14 protein-coding genes are annotated in these 18,667 nt (G+C 37.4%); 6 read left to right on the top strand and 8 right to left on the bottom strand.

Going from position 1 to position 18,667, the window contains the following annotated elements:
- Positions 1-149 precede the first annotated feature (149 nt).
- Together H7U22_RS10680 and H7U22_RS10675 are read left to right on the top strand one after the other, a co-directional pair.
- The gene (locus H7U22_RS10680) at positions 150-1,808 is read left to right on the top strand and encodes an arylsulfatase (protein WP_187071350.1); all 1,659 of its coding nucleotides are present in this window, start codon (positions 150-152) and stop codon (positions 1,806-1,808) included.
- A gap of 38 nt (positions 1,809-1,846) precedes the next feature.
- Positions 1,847-3,307 carry a sulfatase family protein gene (locus H7U22_RS10675; protein WP_187071349.1) on the top strand — a complete coding sequence of 487 codons (1,461 nt, stop codon included), beginning with the start codon at positions 1,847-1,849 and terminating at the stop codon, positions 3,305-3,307.
- Positions 3,308-3,669: 362 nt separating this feature from the next.
- On the opposite strand, the gene H7U22_RS10670 is transcribed toward H7U22_RS10675, so the two are convergent.
- Together H7U22_RS10670 and H7U22_RS10665 are read right to left on the bottom strand one after the other, a co-directional pair.
- On the bottom strand, positions 3,670-3,861 hold the full coding sequence (locus H7U22_RS10670; protein ID WP_187071348.1) for a cold-shock protein: 192 nt from the start codon (positions 3,859-3,861) through the stop codon (positions 3,670-3,672).
- Between the two features lie 120 nt (positions 3,862-3,981).
- On the bottom strand, positions 3,982-4,392 hold the full coding sequence (locus H7U22_RS10665; protein ID WP_187071347.1) for a LytR/AlgR family response regulator transcription factor: 411 nt from the start codon (positions 4,390-4,392) through the stop codon (positions 3,982-3,984).
- 423 nt (positions 4,393-4,815) lie between these two features.
- Here H7U22_RS10665 and H7U22_RS10660 point away from each other — a divergent pair, with 423 nt between their 5' ends.
- Positions 4,816-6,390, top strand: a complete 1,575-nt coding sequence (locus H7U22_RS10660) for a glycoside hydrolase (RefSeq protein ID WP_187071346.1) — start codon at positions 4,816-4,818, stop codon at positions 6,388-6,390.
- Positions 6,391-6,652: 262 nt separating this feature from the next.
- On the opposite strand, the gene H7U22_RS10655 is transcribed toward H7U22_RS10660, so the two are convergent.
- The 6 genes from H7U22_RS10655 to map form a co-directional block, all read right to left on the bottom strand.
- Entirely contained in the window at positions 6,653-7,783 is a 1,131-nt protein-coding gene (locus H7U22_RS10655; protein ID WP_222621835.1) for a cation:proton antiporter, read from the bottom strand.
- A gap of 91 nt (positions 7,784-7,874) precedes the next feature.
- Entirely contained in the window at positions 7,875-8,093 is a 219-nt protein-coding gene (locus H7U22_RS10650; RefSeq protein ID WP_187071345.1) for a DUF6965 family protein, read from the bottom strand.
- A gap of 883 nt (positions 8,094-8,976) precedes the next feature.
- Positions 8,977-9,780, bottom strand: a complete 804-nt coding sequence (locus H7U22_RS10645; protein ID WP_187071344.1) for a S1/P1 nuclease — start codon at positions 9,778-9,780, stop codon at positions 8,977-8,979.
- 217 nt (positions 9,781-9,997) lie between these two features.
- A complete protein-coding gene (locus H7U22_RS10640) occupies positions 9,998-10,360 on the bottom strand; it encodes a response regulator transcription factor (RefSeq protein WP_187071343.1) in 363 nt (120 codons plus the stop codon).
- Between the two features lie 129 nt (positions 10,361-10,489).
- The gene (locus H7U22_RS10635; protein WP_187071342.1) at positions 10,490-10,780 is read right to left on the bottom strand and encodes a hypothetical protein; all 291 of its coding nucleotides are present in this window, start codon (positions 10,778-10,780) and stop codon (positions 10,490-10,492) included.
- Positions 10,781-11,239: 459 nt separating this feature from the next.
- Positions 11,240-12,037, bottom strand: a complete 798-nt coding sequence (gene map / locus H7U22_RS10630) for a type I methionyl aminopeptidase (RefSeq protein WP_187071341.1) — start codon at positions 12,035-12,037, stop codon at positions 11,240-11,242.
- Between the two features lie 307 nt (positions 12,038-12,344).
- Here map and xth point away from each other — a divergent pair, with 307 nt between their 5' ends.
- The 3 genes from xth (at position 12,345) to H7U22_RS10615 (ending at position 18,549) form a co-directional block, all read left to right on the top strand.
- On the top strand, positions 12,345-13,112 hold the full coding sequence (xth, locus tag H7U22_RS10625) for an exodeoxyribonuclease III (RefSeq protein WP_187071340.1): 768 nt from the start codon (positions 12,345-12,347) through the stop codon (positions 13,110-13,112).
- 365 nt (positions 13,113-13,477) lie between these two features.
- Entirely contained in the window at positions 13,478-15,952 is a 2,475-nt protein-coding gene (locus H7U22_RS10620; RefSeq protein ID WP_187071339.1) for a PAS domain S-box protein, read from the top strand.
- Between the two features lie 656 nt (positions 15,953-16,608).
- Positions 16,609-18,549, top strand: a complete 1,941-nt coding sequence (locus H7U22_RS10615; protein WP_187071338.1) for a 7TMR-DISM family protein — start codon at positions 16,609-16,611, stop codon at positions 18,547-18,549.
- The last annotated feature ends 118 nt before the right edge of the window (positions 18,550-18,667 follow it).

Raw genomic sequence — 18,667 nt, 5'->3', positions numbered from 1 at the left:
TGCCAATTGCTTTAATCAAAAAAAAACATTTCCTTTACTGTTCTAATCATCCTCTATGAAAAATTATATTGCTGGAACCGCTTTCTTAACTCACGATCTTAATATTGTTTACTTGTGTAGCCACGTTTTACCTAAAACAAGATAAGGCCATGAAATTTCTTTCCAAAAAAACGATTTTATCTGTATTGGGTGGAATCAGTTTATGTGTCATTTGTGCTTTCAGTATTACAAAGTCAACTAAGGTTTTGAGTGTTGCCAAATCTCCAAATATTATCGTTATTATGGCCGATGATATGGGCTATTCTGATATTGGTTGTTATGGAAGTGAAATTTCGACGCCAAATCTTGATCGTTTAGCTGCTGGCGGAATCCGTTTTAAACAATTTTATAATGGCGCAAGATGCTGCCCAACACGAGCTTCTTTGCTCACGGGTCTTTATCCTCATCAAGCCGGGATTGGCCACATGACTAATGACCCTGAAGACAGTACTGCTTTCCAAATGAATTTGCCTGGTTATCAAGGTGGATTGAATAATAAATGTGTTACCCTTGCCGAAGTACTCAAATCTGCAGGCTATCAAACCTTTATGTCGGGCAAGTGGCACGTAGGTTATCATGGTATAAATCGTTGGCCTCTACAAAGGGGGTTCGATAAGTATTATGGAATTTTAGCAGGTGCTACCAATTATTTTAATCCAGAGGGTTTAAGAGGGCTTACTTTTATGAACGAAGCTGTTAAGCCTCAGGGAGAAAATTTTTATCTTACTGATGCTATTACAGATAATGCCTTAAATTTTATAGATCAGAGTCGCAGTACTGCAAAAGCACCTTTCTTTTTGTATCTCGCTTATACTAGTCCACATTGGCCATTGCAGGCTTTTAAGGCCGATATTGATCAGTATAGAGGTAAATATAAAATGGGATGGAAAAAGCTTCGCGAAGCCCGTTATCAGCGTATGCGAGAAATTGGTTTACTTAAGCCAAGCGATGGACTTACAGCTGATGATGCAGAAGAATGGGACAAATTGAGTCCTGCAAAACAAGACGAAATGGATCTGAGAATGTCTATTTATGCCGCCCAGATCGATCGTATGGATCAGAATATTGGCAGATTGATAAAAAGCTTGGAAAAATCAGGAGCGCTTGAAAATACATTAATTTTATTTTTAGCTGATAATGGTGCATGTGCAGAAGGAGGAATGCTAGGCGGAGGGCTTAAAGAAAACTTGGAGACTAAGAAAGGCTACTTGTTAAGTTACGGCCAATCTTGGGCAAATGTTTCGAATACGCCATTTAAAAAATACAAACATTGGGTAAACGAGGGTGGCATTAGCACACCTTTAATTGTTCATTGGCCTAAAGCAATCCCGAAAGCTTTGAATGGGGAAATTACCAATCAATTTGGGTTTCTACCCGATATCATGGCTACACTTGTAGAGGTTTCTGGAGCTAAATATCCGCTAACATTTAAAGGGAATAAGATTTTTCCGATGGAAGGAAAAAGTTTGTTGCCTATAATTCGGGGTTATGATGTACCCATACACGACAAACCTATTTTTTGGGAACATGAGGGAAATGCTGCCGTTCGCTCTGGAAACTTCAAATTGATTTGCGAATACTATGCAGGCAAGCAAAATAAATGGGCGCTTTACGATATGGCAAAAGATCGTTCGGAGCTTGTCGATCTATCGACTTTGATGCCAGAGCAAGTTAAAATAATGCAGAAAGAATACGAAGCATGGGCAAATAGAGTGGGCGTTGTGCCTTTCGAAGAGATCCAAAAAATTATGGCTTCGAGAAAAAAATAGTGTAGGGATGATATAGGTATTCCTAAAAAATTGATCTTATGAGAACTAAAAATAATAAAATTGTGAAGTTAATCTTCATCATGCTTTCTCTTGTTATTGTATTCATTTCAATAATTTCCATGACTACTAAAACCGCCATTTCGGCGAAGCATTTGGAAAGAAAGCCAAATATTATTTTTATAATGGCTGATGATTTAACCATGACCGATATCGAGCCTTTTGGTAGTAAGCAGGTACATACACCCAATATGGCTAAACTGGCAAGTGAAGGAATGTGTCTTGACAATATGTTTAACATGGTTCCCGTTTGCTCCCCAACTCGACAATCGTTGTTAACAGGACTTGGCCCTGTTCGAAACGGAGCTTACCCCAACCACACGATGATTTACGATGGGATTAAAACATTGCCAACTTATATGCAGGAGCTTGGCTATAATACGGCCTTAATAGGTAAGCGTCATTATGCGCCAGAATCTTCTTATCCATTCGATTTTCTTGGTGGAAGAGATCACGATGACGGAAGTGGAATAGATATTGATTTAACTAAGGCTTCCGAGTACATTCGTAAATCGGCAGATAAACCATTTTTGCTGATGTTTACAAGTAACCAACCACATTCTCCTTGGACAAGGGGTAATCAAAAAGCATATGATCCTGAAAAAATTAAGCTAAATCCAAACATGCTGGATACCAAGCTAACCAGAAAGAATATGGCCAACTATTTTGCAGAAATTACTTACCTAGATAGTTTAGTTGGGGTTTGTATGGATATGGTTGATCGTTCAGGGCAAAAGGAAAACACCATAATTATGCTGGTTACTGAACAGGGAAATTCTTTTCCTTTTTCCAAATGGACACTTTATGATCAGGGCCTGCATTCTGGCATGATTGTTAAATGGCCGGGTAAAGTAAAGCCAGGATCCAGAAATCCAGCAATGTTGGAATATGCAGATATTACCCCAACTTTAATAGAAATTGGAGGCGGAAATCCCTCAAAAATTAATACGGGATCAAAAGATGGCTTTGGAGATACAGGATTTGACGGAGAAAGTTTTATAAAAGTTTTAAGGAGCGAAACCAATCACATGCGTGATTTTGTTTATGCAGAGAATACAACTGTTGGCATTTTTGATGCTAAAGCACCTTATGCAATCCGTTCGGTAAGAAGTGCAGATTATTTATATATACGCAACTTAAATTATCAGAATAAATTTACTAATACGGTTACCAATTCTAAACTATTTGCGCAGTGGATGGAAAAGGATGCTCAAAGGGCAGGTACGTATCAAACAAGGCCTGAGGAAGAATTATATGCGGTTAAAGGAGATCCTTATCAGTTAAAAAACCTTGCGCTCGATCCACAATATTTTCAGATTAAGAAAGGCTTGAAAGATAAACTGATAAGTTTTATGAAACAGCAAAATGATAAAGGCATTGAAACTGAAATGAAAGCACTTTCCCGCCAACCCAAAAATAATCTGGGGGATGGTGATCAATAGCTTTGCGGGAGTCAATATTAATGTAAGAAATGGGATTCTAAATGTAATAGGGGATGAACAAGTTATGCAAGGTATTAAATTCGACTCATAATGATGATTTTATCAACGGAGGAGTTGATAAAAAGGTAGGGTATTAAAAATATACATTATAAAGAATAGGCGATTTACCAATTATTTTTCCGTTTAAAAGAAAGTAAGGTTACAATTGAAGTAATTATCGAAATCAAATAAAAAATGCAGGTTAAATTAATAACCTGCATCAGTGGCAATCTTTTCAATAAAATAAGCTAATGATTAGTTTAGTCGAAGCTTAAATCTCGGTTTCCCTTATTGCCACCTCTTTGAAAATTATATTTGGTTAATTAAACTACTTTTACGTTTGTTGCATTAATGCCTTTTTTGCCATTTTCAGTGTCGAATTCAACTTTATCGCCTTCTTTGATCTGATCTCTTAAACCTGATACGTGAACAAAAATCTGCTCACTAGAACTGTCATCGATAATAAAGCCGAAGCCTTTTGTTTCATTAAAAAATTTTACTGTACCTGTTTTCATTTTAATAGATTTTATTTTTTTAATAAAAGTAATCAATATCTTTCAAAACACAATCCGTGTAAATACCCAAAATAATCTTTCTAACGTTAAATAGATTCTTCAGAAATTAATTTTCTGGTTTTAGATTTTAGATTGTTTTCCCAAAAGATTTTTACTGCGGTCGCGGGAGATGATGCTGTTTACAGTTTCCATAAATTTTTCAAAGTTAACTGGCTTAACCAGAAATCGATCGCCCTCAGAAAATGCATCGAGAGCATAGGCACTATGTCCGGTAATGAAGATAACGTATGCTACTTTGTCTCTCAACATTCTAGCAACATCAATTCCTGAGATACCCATTTCGATATCGATAAAAAGAAAATCTATTTTTTTAAAGTTTAAAAAGGCTGCGGTTGCATCGATTGGATCTGTATAACTTCCTTTCAGCTCTATTTTATCAATGAGTGAAACATAATGGGTTAGGATGCTAACCACCATTGAGTCATCATCGATGATAACGCAACTGTATGGTGCTCTTCTTGAGCTTTTCATAAATAATTATTTAGTTTTCTATTGTAAATATAAAGGAATGATTATGTTTTGAAAAGTTCATTTTGTTCATTTTTTATTTGCGAAAATCGATGGAAAAAGAGTGCTTATTTCCAATTTACACCCGATTGCAAATATTTTTAGACTAAAGTATTCCGTAAAAGAATTTTTTGAATTATATTTAGGGCTGGTGACGATATACCTCCTGATTAGGATCTAATTTGCTATTTTAAAGTTGCGGTGAGAGAACAATAAAAAGCTATGATTTTATAAGCAAAACGGATTTACACATGGTGTCCGATCTAGATGGTACTTCAAATCCCAAAGAATGATTGCAGGGTATTTAATTATACCCTGCATTTTTTTTACGATTTTAGCGCTGTTAATTTGCTTTCAAACTTTATACAGAAACACCTGATTATCCAGATGAATAAATTAATTATTCTATTGCTCATTGGCTTATTTTTGAATGTACAGGTTTTCGCTACCCAAGTACCAGATTCAGTAATAACACTTCAAGTTGATTTAAAAAAGCGGGTACAAGTGATTGAAAACATCGGTTCATCGGGTTGTTGGTTTTCTGAAGGCATTGGCAAATATTGGCCAAAAGAAAAAAAGGAAAGGATTGCAGAACTACTTTTTAGTAAACAATTTGAATCCAACGGACAGCCGAAAGGTATTGGTTTATCGGCTTGGCGGTTTAACATTGGCGCTGGAACTTTGGAGCAAGGCGATAAAAGTGGAATTAGGGATTTTAGAAAAAGATCGGATTCTTTTTTGAATCTGGATGGCACTTATGATTGGACAAAACAGGCCGGTTATCGCTTTTTTTTACAACAGGCCAAAAATTATGGGGTAGAAACGCTGATTGCCTTTTCAAACTCACCTCCAATAAATTACACTAAAAACGGATTGGGTTACAAAACAGAAAAGGATTATCAATCTAATTTAAAAGCAGATGCTTACGGCAATTTCGCTAAATTTTTAACAACCGTTGTTAAACATTTTGATGGATTAGGTTTGCACTTTGATTATGTAAGTCCGGTTAACGAACCTCAATGGGATTGGTCTCATAAGTTTGGAGAAGCCGATCAGGAGGGGAGTGCTTGGCGGAACGAAGAAATTTTTAGGTTAACCAAAGCGCTGAATGCCGAAATGGATCAAGCTAAACTAAGTAGTAAAATTCTTGTGCCAGAAGCTGGAATGCTCACTTACCTTTACTCGCGTTCTAGCACTGCATCACATCAAATTCAAGATTTCTTTGGAAAGAAAAGCCCTTTTTATTTAGGGGATTTTAAGCATGTAGCCAAAATAGTTGCCGGCCATAGCTACTTTACCGAAAGTAATGATGACGTGTTGGTGAATACGCGGAAATTTTTGGCTGATACCGTAAAGAAATACCAAGTTAATTATTGGCAATCTGAATATTCTATGCTGGCCGATGGATTTAGGGAAGGACAGAAAACAGATAGAAGCGCTATGGACTGTGCATTATTCCTTTCCAAAGTAATTCATACAGATTTAACTATTGGCAATGCCACCGCTTGGCAGTTTTGGAATGCTTATGAACCTGGGAGTGCTTTGGTTAATACTCGATACCATCTTATCGCTTTGCAGGGCAATGCCGAATTTACAGATGGAAGTTTCACGGCGACGAAAAACTTATGGGCTTTGGGGCATTTTAGTCGGTTTGTTAGACCGGGAATGACCCGATTGCTTACTGAAAAGTTAACCGATTCGAAAGATCAAGCAGATAAAAATCTACTTGTTTCTGCTTACTTAGATGATATGGGAAAGTTGGTTTTGGTTGCGATTAACTCTGGTATGAAGGATGTAAAAATCAAGATCGATCTTAAAAATACTTCTCATAATTATAAGAATGGAACTTGGTATCTAACTACTTCTGCTGAAGATGTGAATATGCTTCCAGAAAAAATTAGTCATTTAGATCATCGGGTTTCACTTCCTGCACGATCTATTTCTACCCTAATTTTGGAATAATTAATTTGATGAGGATTTCTTCATGAAATCTTAATAATTGGATGCTAATATTGTACTCATAAGGAGTGAGCGCCTTATAAAAATCATCGTTGAGAGCGGTAATTTAGATAGAGGGAAACAGCTTTTGCTGCTTCCCTTTTTTGTTCAGCGTTCATCTGTCAACTTTCTAACCAACCAAGGCAACGTGAGTCCTTGTCCAACGAGCGTAAATAAAACAACCGCAATGGAAATGAAAATTATCGCACTGCGTTGTGGAAAAGCACTACCGTTTGATAAAGTTAGGGGGTAAACCAATTGCGATGGCTAGGGAAACAATGCCCCGCATTCCAGACCAGCTAATGATGAGACTGTTTTTAAAATCGAGCAATGCATCTTCCTTAATTTTATGTTTTCCTTTGAGAAAAGCCCTTTGTAGGTTGCCCTTTTGAAGAAATACACGGATTGTTCTCAGTAGCAATGCAACCACGGTAATTATTAATGAATAGCCGATGTACGGCAAAATATCTTTAGGCGCAATGCTTTTGTAAACAGAAGGAAACTGTAAGCCAATCAGAATAAAGATTAATCCATTCAATAAGAAAATGATAATATCCCAAATATTTTTGGATTGATTTTTTAGCTGTACAGGAAATATTTTATTGCTAAAACGAGAAATGATTAAGCCTAAAGTAACGACAGCAATAACGCCAGAAACGTGAATGTTTTCGGCTATTAGGTAGGTAACAAATGGCATTAACAGCATCAGGCTAATGGTAGCCAAACTATTTCCGTGAATTCGTTTAATGATAAAGGAAAGTACAGTTCCCATTGCCATTCCCACTGCAAATCCACCAGCCATTAAGATTGCAAATTCTAAAGATGCTTTCCAAAATACAAAAGCTGTTCCGGTAACGGCTGCAACCGAGAAGCGATAGGCGACTAGGGCAGAGGCATCGTTTATTAAACTTTCGCCCTCTAAAATGGTATTGGTTTTATGCGATAAACCAAGTCCTTTGGTAATGCTCATGGCTGCAACAGCATCTGTAGCCGAAAGGATTGCGCCGAGCACAAACGATAATGGCCAAGTCATACCTGGAATCATATAATGTGCCACCACTGCAATGCCGATGGCCGTTAAGAAAACCAGTGTTATGGCCAGTGTAGAGATGGTGCTTATGTTTGTTTTAAATTCCTTGAAAGAAATGTTAAAGGCAGCATCATACAAAAGTGGCGGTAGAAAAATTAAAAAGATAATTTCTGGATTTAAATCAATAGAAGGTAAAGAGGGAATAAAACCGATTGCAACGCCCACAATAATTAATAAAACGGGATAGGGGATTTTAATTTTATCGGCAATTGCGGAAAGCCCGATCATAACCGCTAAAATAAATATAATGATGCTGTAGTTTTCCATGCTTTACTAACGTATTCAATTTACATCTAGAAATTAGATTTTTTCCGAGAACTTCTACGAAGTTGGATACTATTTTATTTTAGGAACATTATTAGGCATTGGATTCGATTAGGAGTTTTAAAGCCTGTAATCGCCATAGTAATGGTTGATTAACCTTGCTGGCAGGATCTTGTTTTAGGGCTGTAAAATGACTTTCTAAAAAATGTTCGTAATCGTTAATCTGCGTTGCAGGATTTAGCATTAAAGGGATTTCGGGCTTTTCTGCTGTTGCGAAGAATTCTTCTAATTTTTGGATTTCAGGGAGGGTCATGGTGCAAATATAGGAATTTAAACCTCTCTCCGACCTGTGGGCACCTCTCCCCTGAAGGGGAAAGGTAGCGAGGCGGTTAAAAAAAAGGACCTCTCTCCGCCCTGTGGGCACCTCTCCCCTAAAGGGGAAAGGTAGCGAGGCGGTTAAAAAGAAATGACCTCTCTCCGCCCTGTGGGCATCTCTCCCCTGAAAGGGAAAGGTAGCGAGGTGGTTAAAAAGAAATGACCTCTCTCCGCCCTGTGGGCACCTCTCCCCTGAAGGGGAAAGGTAGCGAGGTGGTTAAAAAGAAATGACCTCTCTCCGCCCTGTGGGCACCTCTCCCCTGAAGGGGAAAGGTAGCGAGGTGGTTAAAAAGAAATGACCTCTCTCCGCCCTGTGGGCACCTCTCTCCTGAAGGGGAAAGGATAGCGAGGTGGTTAAAAAGAAATGACCTCTCTCCGCCCTGTGGGCACCTCTCTCCTGAAGGGGAAAGGATAGCGAGGTGGTTAAAAAGAAATGACCTCTCTCCGCCCTGTGGGCACCTCTCCCCTAAAAGGGAAAGGTAGCGAGGTGGTTATAGCGAGTGTTATATAATTCGAAATTATTTGGCTCCTAACTTATATGTTTCTTACATTTCTTATATGGTAATTTTTTCATTTGGGATAGAAAAGTATCTTGGCTAACTTATATGTTTCTTATATCTCTTAAGTGGTGGATTTTTCTTTTACTTAAGAAAAGGATAGGTTATTAGGACCTCTCTCCGCCCTGTGGGCACCTCTCCCCTGAAGGGGAAAGGTAGCGAGGCGGTTATAGCAAGAGGGATAGAAAAATATAATAGCCTAACTTATATGTTTCTTACATTTCTTATATGGTAAATTTATCTTTCACTTAATAAAAGGGTAAACTAATTTTCTTTCGGATAGCTTATCCCATGTTTAAACAATTTATTTAAAACGCCTGCTAAACGGATGCCTGCCATTTCCATCCTTTGGTTTACAATGCCAATGTTGGCTTTATAATATTCCTCGCCCAAAATACTACCGGTTGGTGCTGAAGCATAAATTTGACTACTGATTTGATAGCTTTCATAAATCCACTGCATGGGTTTTGCTCGTTGCCATTTCCTAATTTGGCGGTTTGAAACAGAATCATTCTCTGCCATCTGTTCAACCGTTAGGTTTTGATAATCAATAAGTTTACTGTCCCACAGTGAATGTAAGTTTGTGCCCTTACCCATAAATTGCACTTGAATGGTGTTTCCGCCTTTATCTTCAGCTCTGCTGATGTGCATCGGTTGGTGTGCATCGCCAATTAAGTGGATAATGAACTTTAAAGCCACAACTTTCTTTGTTTTCGGTAAATTTGGATCTTCTATCTGTGCGATTACATTATTATAAGCTTGATATAAATTTTCTACTTTCAAGTTCTTAACCGAATCTTTGAAATCGCTTTTACTTAAGCCCAACGGTAAATTTATGAAATGCCAATTCCCTGTGTTTTTATATTCAGGTTGATTTCTTGCTTCATCGGCCCAAGTGCTCACCTCTTGAATAGATTCATCTCCCAACAAATCTTTAACGGCTAACTTGGCTTCTGGTGTAAGGTGCCGATCGGCTATGCTGGCTACTGTTTTGTGACCCTTAAAGCCCCAAGAAATTAAGGTTGCCGAAATGATAAGGAGTGCAAAAAAGATACTGTATTTCTTCATTTGGCGAAGATAATGATCTGGTGTTTTTTTATCGTAAAGTTGTGATAATGTTACAGGACCTCTCTCCGCCCTGTGGGCACCTCTCCCCTGAAAGAGAAAGGTAGCGAGGTGGTTATAGCGATTGTTATATAATTCGAAATTATTTGGCTCCTAACTTATATGTTTCTTACATTTCTTACATGTTAAGTATTGAAAAAGGAGATAAGTATTAAATGCACTAATTAGAAACGTATTTCTCCACTCTGCTGGCGAAATCATTTAAATCGAATGGCTTATTGATGAAATCCTCCGCATCACATTTGGACTTAACCTCATTTAAATGGTTGTTGGCCGACATCATCATCACGGGGATATTGTAAGTTTTTGCGCTGTGCTTAAGCTGATTGCAGATATCCAAACCATTACCATCGCCCAGCATAATATCTAATATAACCATATCGGGAATATTCTGTTGCATTTGAATCCAAAAATCTTTGGTGCCTGCGCAGGTTTTTACTTCGTAAAGTTCTTCTGTTAGTAAGAACTCAATCATTTCGCGAATGCTCGGATTATCTTCCACTACATAGATGCACTTTTTCATAAGCTTCTATTTTGATGTTTATGATAGTAGAACCCAATTGAAAGTCAGATGTTTATGCGAGTTGTTCACAATTTAGAAGTTATTAACGCTATCCAGTTCATCACAAACAAGATCGCCTTATAAAGAACATTAATCTAAATCCAATTTGGCTTGTAATTTCACGCCTCCTAAAAACTTTTCTTTAGCAAAATAATGAAACTCAAGTTCGGTATGTGCAGAAATTCCAGCCATGATTAACATCATTTCAGCGAAATCGTGAAAGGCTTCTGGCGTAGTAATGTTCATTTCGGGAGGTAAATAAAAAGCTATTATATTTGGTTCAGCCAGCTTAACTATAACATTTACTTGTTTCAATGTGCCTTCTAATCGTTCTCCAATGGTTATAAATGTCGAAAAATTGGGATGTTCTATTTTGCTCATAAAGGTATCTTCTACTTCTAAATTTAATCTTGCTTTTTGTACTAAATACGCTTCATCATTTCTGATGTTAAACTAAAATTTTAGAGATGCGTTATTAAGATTGTTTTCAAAACGAGACTAATCAACGATCAAATGTTTGTTTTTAAAATTCTTAAATCTGTAATCTTTGCTGATTACTCCATTAGTCAAATACCGTTCCGTTTAAGGCAAATCAAAATAATGGGCACGATAATTTTTGTAGAAGGATAAGTTTTTTTTGGAAGAGGAGAGATTTATTCTTTGGAAATTTTTGAATATAATTTCTTGTTGGCGAAAGCCTTGAAGGGTTGTAAAGAAAAGATTTAATAGTTTGTTTTAATGTAGTATTGAGGAATTAAATCCAATTATTTTAATCCCTCAATTATTTTTGTACTCATTTACAGTTTAGAAGTTGCCCAATTCGATATTAGAAAACCTACTTTATGCGATGAATTTCAAATTCACATTATTTTTTTCAGCAAGCTCAATCGGTGTATAATCTGATAAAATAAGTGCCTTTCCTTTTTTCACACAAACATCATGTTCAAAATGGACTGAAGGTTTACCGTCTTTCGTTCTAACCGTCCATCCATCTTTTTCGATATATACCTCTTTTTTGCCCAGATTAATCATGGGCTCAATTGCCAGCACCAAATTTTCCTTAAGCATTAAACCAGCTCCACGTTTGCCATAATTAGGCACCTGAGGATCTTCGTGCATACTTTTGCCCAATCCATGTCCAACAAAATCTCTCACTACACCGTAGCCCTGTTTCTCGTTATGATTTTGAATTGCAAAACCAATATCGCCTAAACGCTTTCCTACAACAGCTTCGTTTATCCCGATAAAAAGCGATTCTTTAGTGGTTCTTACCAAATTCAAAATTTCTTCGCTCGCATCGCCGATAATAAAAGTATAAGCATGGTCGCCATGATATTCATTTTTAATTACGCCAACATCAACACTAATAATATCGCCATCTTTCAGGATTTCTTTACCCGGAAAGCCATGTACCACTACATCATTAACAGAGGTGATAATGTGGTGGGGGAAACCGCTATAGTTATAGAATGACGGTACGGCACCGTTATCCAAAATAAATTCGTTCGCCAGTTTGTCAATTTCGATGGTTGCTAAACCTGGTCTTAATATTTTAGCGATTTCAGAAAGAGTTTCGCTTACCAAAAGTGCACTGATTCGCATCAGTTCTACTTGTTCATCCGTTTTGTAAAAAATCATTGGCGCAAAATTACTAATAAGTTTTTAAAAGTTTAATAAGGTAAGATTAGATCCACTGAGCTATTGATTAAAGTATCAATTTCTCCTTTTGAATAACACAAATAGTGAAGCTTTGACATTTGAACTTATTTTTAATACAAGCATTATAATTAGGGGGAACAACTAAAACGACATTGTGGTCGGTCGAAATTTCCAACAGCGTAATACCTTTGATGTGACTGAAAATAAAACTTAAGAAATAGATGCTTTTCGATAAACCTCCCCAAACAAAATTTTTATCTCCATATTTGAATATTAGAGAAAGAACATGAGAATAGCGACATACAATGTAAATGGAATCAACGGAAGGTTGCCGGTGCTTTTGCGCTGGCTAGAAGAAACACAACCCGATGTAGTTTGTTTGCAAGAACTAAAAGCCCCACAAGAAAAATTTCCTGAGGAGGCAATCAAAGAAGCTGGTTACAACGCAATATGGCATGGACAAAAAAGCTGGAATGGTGTGGCCATTTTAACCAGAGGTTTGGAGATCAAAGAACTTAGGAAAGGCTTGCCTGGAGATCCCGATGATGAGCATAGCCGCTATATTGAGGCGATGATTGAAGGTATTGTAGTGGGTTGTTTATACCTTCCAAATGGAAACCCTGCACCCGGACCAAAATTAGACTATAAATTACGCTGGTTTGATCGTTTGCAAGAGCACGCAGCTAAGCTTTTGAGCTATGATTTACCCACTGTAATCTGCGGAGATTATAATGTAATACCAACCGAACTGGATGCCTACAAGCCAGAACGTTGGGTGGAAGATGCCTTATTTAGACCAGAAGTAAGACAAGCATTTAAAACCCTGGTAGATCAAGGTTGGACAGATGCCATTCGCAAGCTTTATCCAACGGAAGTTATTTATACATTTTTCGATTATTTCCGCAATGCTTATGGCCGTAATGCAGGTTTAAGGATTGATCATTTTTTGCTGAGTCCACATTTGGATAAACGCCTAAAAACTGCGGGCGTTGATTTGAATGTACGTGGATGGGAGAAAACAAGCGATCATGCTCCGGTATGGATTGAAATTTAAATAAGCAACTTAACTTGCGAAGTCTCAAATGCCAAAAGCGTAGTGAGACTTTGCTCGTTTATCGCTCCGCAAACGGGAGATTGGCTTTTTGCGCCTTTTTGTAATTTACGATTTCTTTTCTACAGGATCAAATTCTTAAACAGACTATATTTTCCTTTTACGGGGAGAAAATGCCACGTGGCAGATAGGGGTTTTATGCCAATTGTACGATGAGCATCATCATTTCCAAGCCCCAAAACTCAACAAATATCATCTGTTTTTAATTTTTTAATCGACCGAATTAAAATTCAAACCTAAAGAGAATTTTTTTGTTGTTGGAATAAGTATTTTTTTAACTTTATCGTTTAAAATCCCTATTTGTTGTAATGAGTAACCCATCTTATCTGCTAAGTAACCAACAGTTAATTGAAGTTTTTAACGTAACACCCACAGCTACAGCAATACACGTTGCCGAAACCGCTATTATACAAATGGCAAACGATGCCATGCTTGCAATATGGGGCAAAGATAAGAGTGTTATAGGTAAATCGCTAGAAGATGCACTTCCAGAATTAAAAGGGCAGCCCTTTATTGAAATGTTTAAGCGGGTATGGAACGAAGGACTTATAATTTCGGGTAAGGACACCGCTGCCGATTTGGAAGTAGATGGAAAAATACAGACCTACTATTTCGATTTTGAATACCGAGCAATTAAAGATGCGGAGGGTAAAACCATCTGTATTTTGCACACCGCAATCGACGTAACCGAGAGGTTTTTAAAACAACAAGCCATCGATCGGGCAGAAGAAAAAGAACTTGCCCTGCAAAGAGAGCAGGCGCTTAATGAAGAACTTGCTGCAACAAACGAAGAACTTATTGCCACCAATGAAGAGCTTCAGGAAACACAAGAAGCTTTATCCATTCTAAACATCGAGCTCGAAAAGCGGGTAGATGCCCGTGTAAAAGAGCTTATTGAAAGCGAAGAACGCTTTAAAAACATGGCAGAAGCTACAGATATTTTTATTGCAGTGGGCGATGAAACCGGAAATGCCATTTATTTTAATTCGCCATGGGTAGAAATTACAGGCAGATCCATGGATGATTTATTGGCATTTGGGTGGGCAGATTTGGTGCATGAAGATGATCGCGAACGTTATGTTAATATTTACTTATCCGCATTAGAAAGTAGGGTAGACTTTACTGGAGAATTTAGGCTTTTAAGTAAAACCGGAGATTATTATTGGCTTTTGGCAAAAGGTTCGCCACGCTTACGTTCTGATGGAACTTTTTTAGGCTACATCAGCTCCTGCATAGACATTACAGACCGTAAACTTTATGAATTAGAACGACAAAATTTAAACTCACTTATTGAGGCCAGCTCAGAATTTATTGGCTTGGCAGATTTAGATGGGAATTTTGAATATTTGAATCCTGCGGCCCTATCAAAACTAGGGTGGAGTGATTTTGCTGAGCGTATGCTTATCGATTGCGTTTATCCTGAAGATAAGTTAAAAGCCGAAACAATTTTTAGCGAACTATTGGATAAGGGAAACGTTAGATACGAAATCCGTTTTTGGAATGAACAATCTAGAATCCCCTTCTGGATTGAATGGAATGGGTTTTTTATTAGAGATGCCCTTAGTAATGAAGTAATTGCATTAGCTACCGTTAGTCCAGATATTACAGAGCGTAAACTTTACCAAGAAGAACTGCAGGGCATTAACCAAGATCTTGCCCTTTCTAATGAGGAATTGGCTACAACTAATGAGGAGCTCGCCCAAACGCACGATGATTTGGTTCAATATATCAACAAGCTTTCTGAAAGTGATGAAAAGCTTAGACAGGCCATTGAGACTGGTAAAATGGGAACTTGGAGCGTTGATCCTAATACACTAGAAATTACCATGTCGGCATTTGTAAAAGAGTTGCTGGGCCTACCTATAGATGAGCCAGTAGCTATGGGTGAAGTGATGAAAGCCATTAATCCAAAATATCATAAATTACTAGGTACTGCTTTAGAAAATGCAATGACTAAAAACTTGCCAAGCGATACCGAATACCAGATTAATAATCTGATAAATGGCGAGGAGAAATGGGTTAGAGCAACAGGAAGAGTCTTTTTGGATCAAGATGGAAATCCTACAGAATACTCTGGTTTGTTTATGGATATTACCGACCGCAAACTTGATGAATTGAGGAAAAATGATTTCATTGGTATGGTGAGTCATGAGTTGAAAACGCCACTTACTGCCATCAACGGATTTGTACAGGTTTTACAGCGCAAAGCCAAAATTGCTGATGATGGTTATGCCGTAAACGCACTAGATAAAGCTAACAATCAAGTTCGGAAAATGACGACCATGATTAATGGATTTTTAAATGTTTCGAGGTTAGAATCTGGTAAGCTATTGGTAGAAAAAAGTAAATTTAATTTAGATGAACTTTTAGAGGAAGCAATAGAAGATACTTATATATCGCAATCTACCCACAGCATAAAGTTTGTTAAAGGCTGTAAGGTTGATGTTTATGCAGACCGAGATAAAATTGGCAACGTAATTTCAAATCTTCTAAGTAATGCACATAAATATTCGGCAAATGGAACCCATATAGAAGTGAGTTGCGAAATTAAAGATAACGAAGTTTGTGTAGGAATAAAGGATGAAGGAATAGGAATTAGTAAGGAGGATAGCAGTAAACTTTTCGAAAGGTATTATCGTGTACAAAGCAACCATACCATATCTGGTTTTGGGATTGGATTATACCTGAGTGCAGAAATTATCGATCGCCATAATGGAAAAATATGGGTAGAAAGCGAACCAAATAAAGGTTCTACTTTTTACTTTACACTTCCGCTAGATTAGGGTAAATCAACCTACCTAAGCTCTAGATTAAGATTGGTTTGTTGCTCCGAAGAGGAGGAGATTGATTTGGCTTGCTCATGCGGATTTGGGCTTGTTCCCTTGTATCGCCGATGGGTTTTAATTCCCCTCTCGAGGGGTGTCTGCAAGGCGGGGTGGTTTTTTATATAAAACATTTATAATTATTATCGCTCCGAAGAGGAGGAGATTGCTTCGGCCCGCTCATGCCCAGCCTCGCAATGACGATTTTGGGTTTGTTCCCTTGTTTGACCGATGGGTTTTATTCCCCTCTCGAGGGGCGCCTGCAAGGCGGGGTGGTTTTTACCTAAAACATTTATAATTAAGACTTCGCTCCGAAGAGGAAGAGATTGCTTTGGCTCGCTCATGTCCAGTCTCGCAATGACGGATTTGGGTTTGTTCCCATTGTTTGGTCTATGGGTTTTGATTCCCCTCTCGAGGGGTGCCTGCAAGGCGGGGTGGTCTTTACCTAAATGTTAAAATTTCAAACGATAGAAACCCCTTACAACATCGTTTTTTCGATATTACTTTTTATAGTGCCTTCTTTTTTACCTATCATTTATGTAAGTTAGTTTAAATCAGATATTCTGAAATGCAGTTATTTCTGCGCTTTGGAGTAGCCCTAACCAAATTCTAACATCATGAGCGAGACTTTTACACAGATCTTGAAATTCCAATTCGTGCGGAATGTTTTTGAATGTCTATCATTTCGTCTAAAATATTTCTACAAAATTTTAAAAATAATCATTGCGTTAGCCTTTCTTTTTACAGTTTCGGTGAGGGCTCAGGTTCCGGTGAGGATAGATGATCAGCAACCCCATCATATTTTTTCCTTCGCCGAGGTGGATGTGTTGGAAGATGCTCAAGGTAATTTAAATATCGATAAGGTTTCAAGCGCAGCTTACCAACATCAATTTAAAGCTAATAAAAATTACGTTCCAAAAAATTACAATACGGCCTCAGTATATTGGTATCGGTTTAGAATAGAGCACGATAAAGAATCATTAAAAAAGTGGATGCTCGAGTTTTTTGATCAATCCATCAATGATTTAAGCCTTTTCGTACCCGATGATTATGGAAGTTACCACGCCCATTATTTTGGAACCAATTATGCCTTTGCCAAAAGGGAATATCAACACAAAAATTTCACTTACGATCTGCCCAATAAATCAGATCACGTGCTTACTTACTATGTTAGGTTGAAATCGCCACATTCCATTAGTGCCATTATCGTACTGCGAGATTTGAAATGGTTTGTTGGTTATGCGTTAAACGAATATTTTTTGTTCGGGCTTTTCTATGGAATGATCATCGTTTTTAGTCTTTATAATTTACTGATGTATTTTGCCATCAAAGAAAAAAAGTACCTGTTCTATGTGCTTTATAACTTAAGTATTGGCCTTTACGAGATGTGCAGCGATGGCATAGCCTTTCAATATTTATGGCCAAATTACCCAGGTATGAATACCTATGGATTTGGAATTGCACTTTTTGCAAGCAGTTTATTCGGATTGCTTTTTACCATCAACTTTTTGTATTTAAAATATAAGGCACCTCAATTCTATCGGTTTCTTCTAACCATAATTGTACTGAGAAGTTTGTTTTTTATTACCTGCCTATTTTATACTTCATTATTTAATCTGAAGGTTGTAGAATTTATCCCGCTATTGGCTGTTTTTTCTGCCAGTGTGTATGTAATGCGACACCATTATCAACCTGCAACTTTTTTAGTTGCCGGATATGGCTTTTTAGTGGGCGGTTTTATTGTTAAGATTTTATTGCTTTTAAAGTGGATTCCTTATGGTCCATTTAGCTATTACAGTTTAAGTTTTTGCTTTTTGGTAGAAATGATTCTGGTTTCATTCGCCATTGGCAACAGCATTAGAACCTTAAGGAAGAAAAAAGATCGAGCACAAAAACGAACCATTAAGCAGTTGCGGATTAACCAAGAGCTTAACCAAACATTAAATGCAGAATTAACAGTTTTGGTAGATGAGCGCACTAAAGAGCTGCAACACAATGCATTGATTATAGAAAAGCAGAATGAGGAAATTTCCATCATGAATGCAATGTTGAAGAAAGACAATACCGAATTACATTTAAATATAGAAAAAGTTACCCGAGCAAGAGTAATGAGCAAACTGGTCGATTTTGAAGAATTTAGTAAGGTTTATCCAGATAAGGAAAGTGGCTTTAAATACATTGCCGAGCTTAAATGGGCCAAAGGTTATACCTGCCGAAAATGTGACAATAACCATTGGTTAGCTGGCCAAACGATCCATAGTAGAAGATGCACCAAATGCGGTTATGATGAATCCGTGATTGCAAATACCTTATTTCAGAACAGTAAAATTCCAATCAATAAAGCTTTATATATGCTGTTTTTGGTTTACTCTACAAAGGGCACCATTTCTTCGCACAAGCTCTCGCAAATATTAATGATTCGCCAAAGTACTTGTTGGACGTATAATTCGAAGATGCAGAAGTTGTTGCAGGAGCGAAAAGAAGAAGTTAAAAATGCTGGCGAAGAGGGATGGGCCAAGCTTGTTTTAGAAAACCCGAGCGTATTAGAAAACACATAATTTTTAACATCTATTTTGTGTTTTATTTAAAATATTTCTTGTGTACCAAGCGTATCAGCCTAAAATAATAAATCGCTTGGTACGCATTCCAATCCCATTTTTACGCACAATAGGTTGT

The sequence above is a fragment of the Pedobacter fastidiosus genome, assembly GCF_014306625.1.
GTDB classification, from domain to species: domain Bacteria; phylum Bacteroidota; class Bacteroidia; order Sphingobacteriales; family Sphingobacteriaceae; genus Pedobacter; species Pedobacter fastidiosus.
This window is presented reverse-complemented; position numbering and strand designations above follow the sequence as displayed.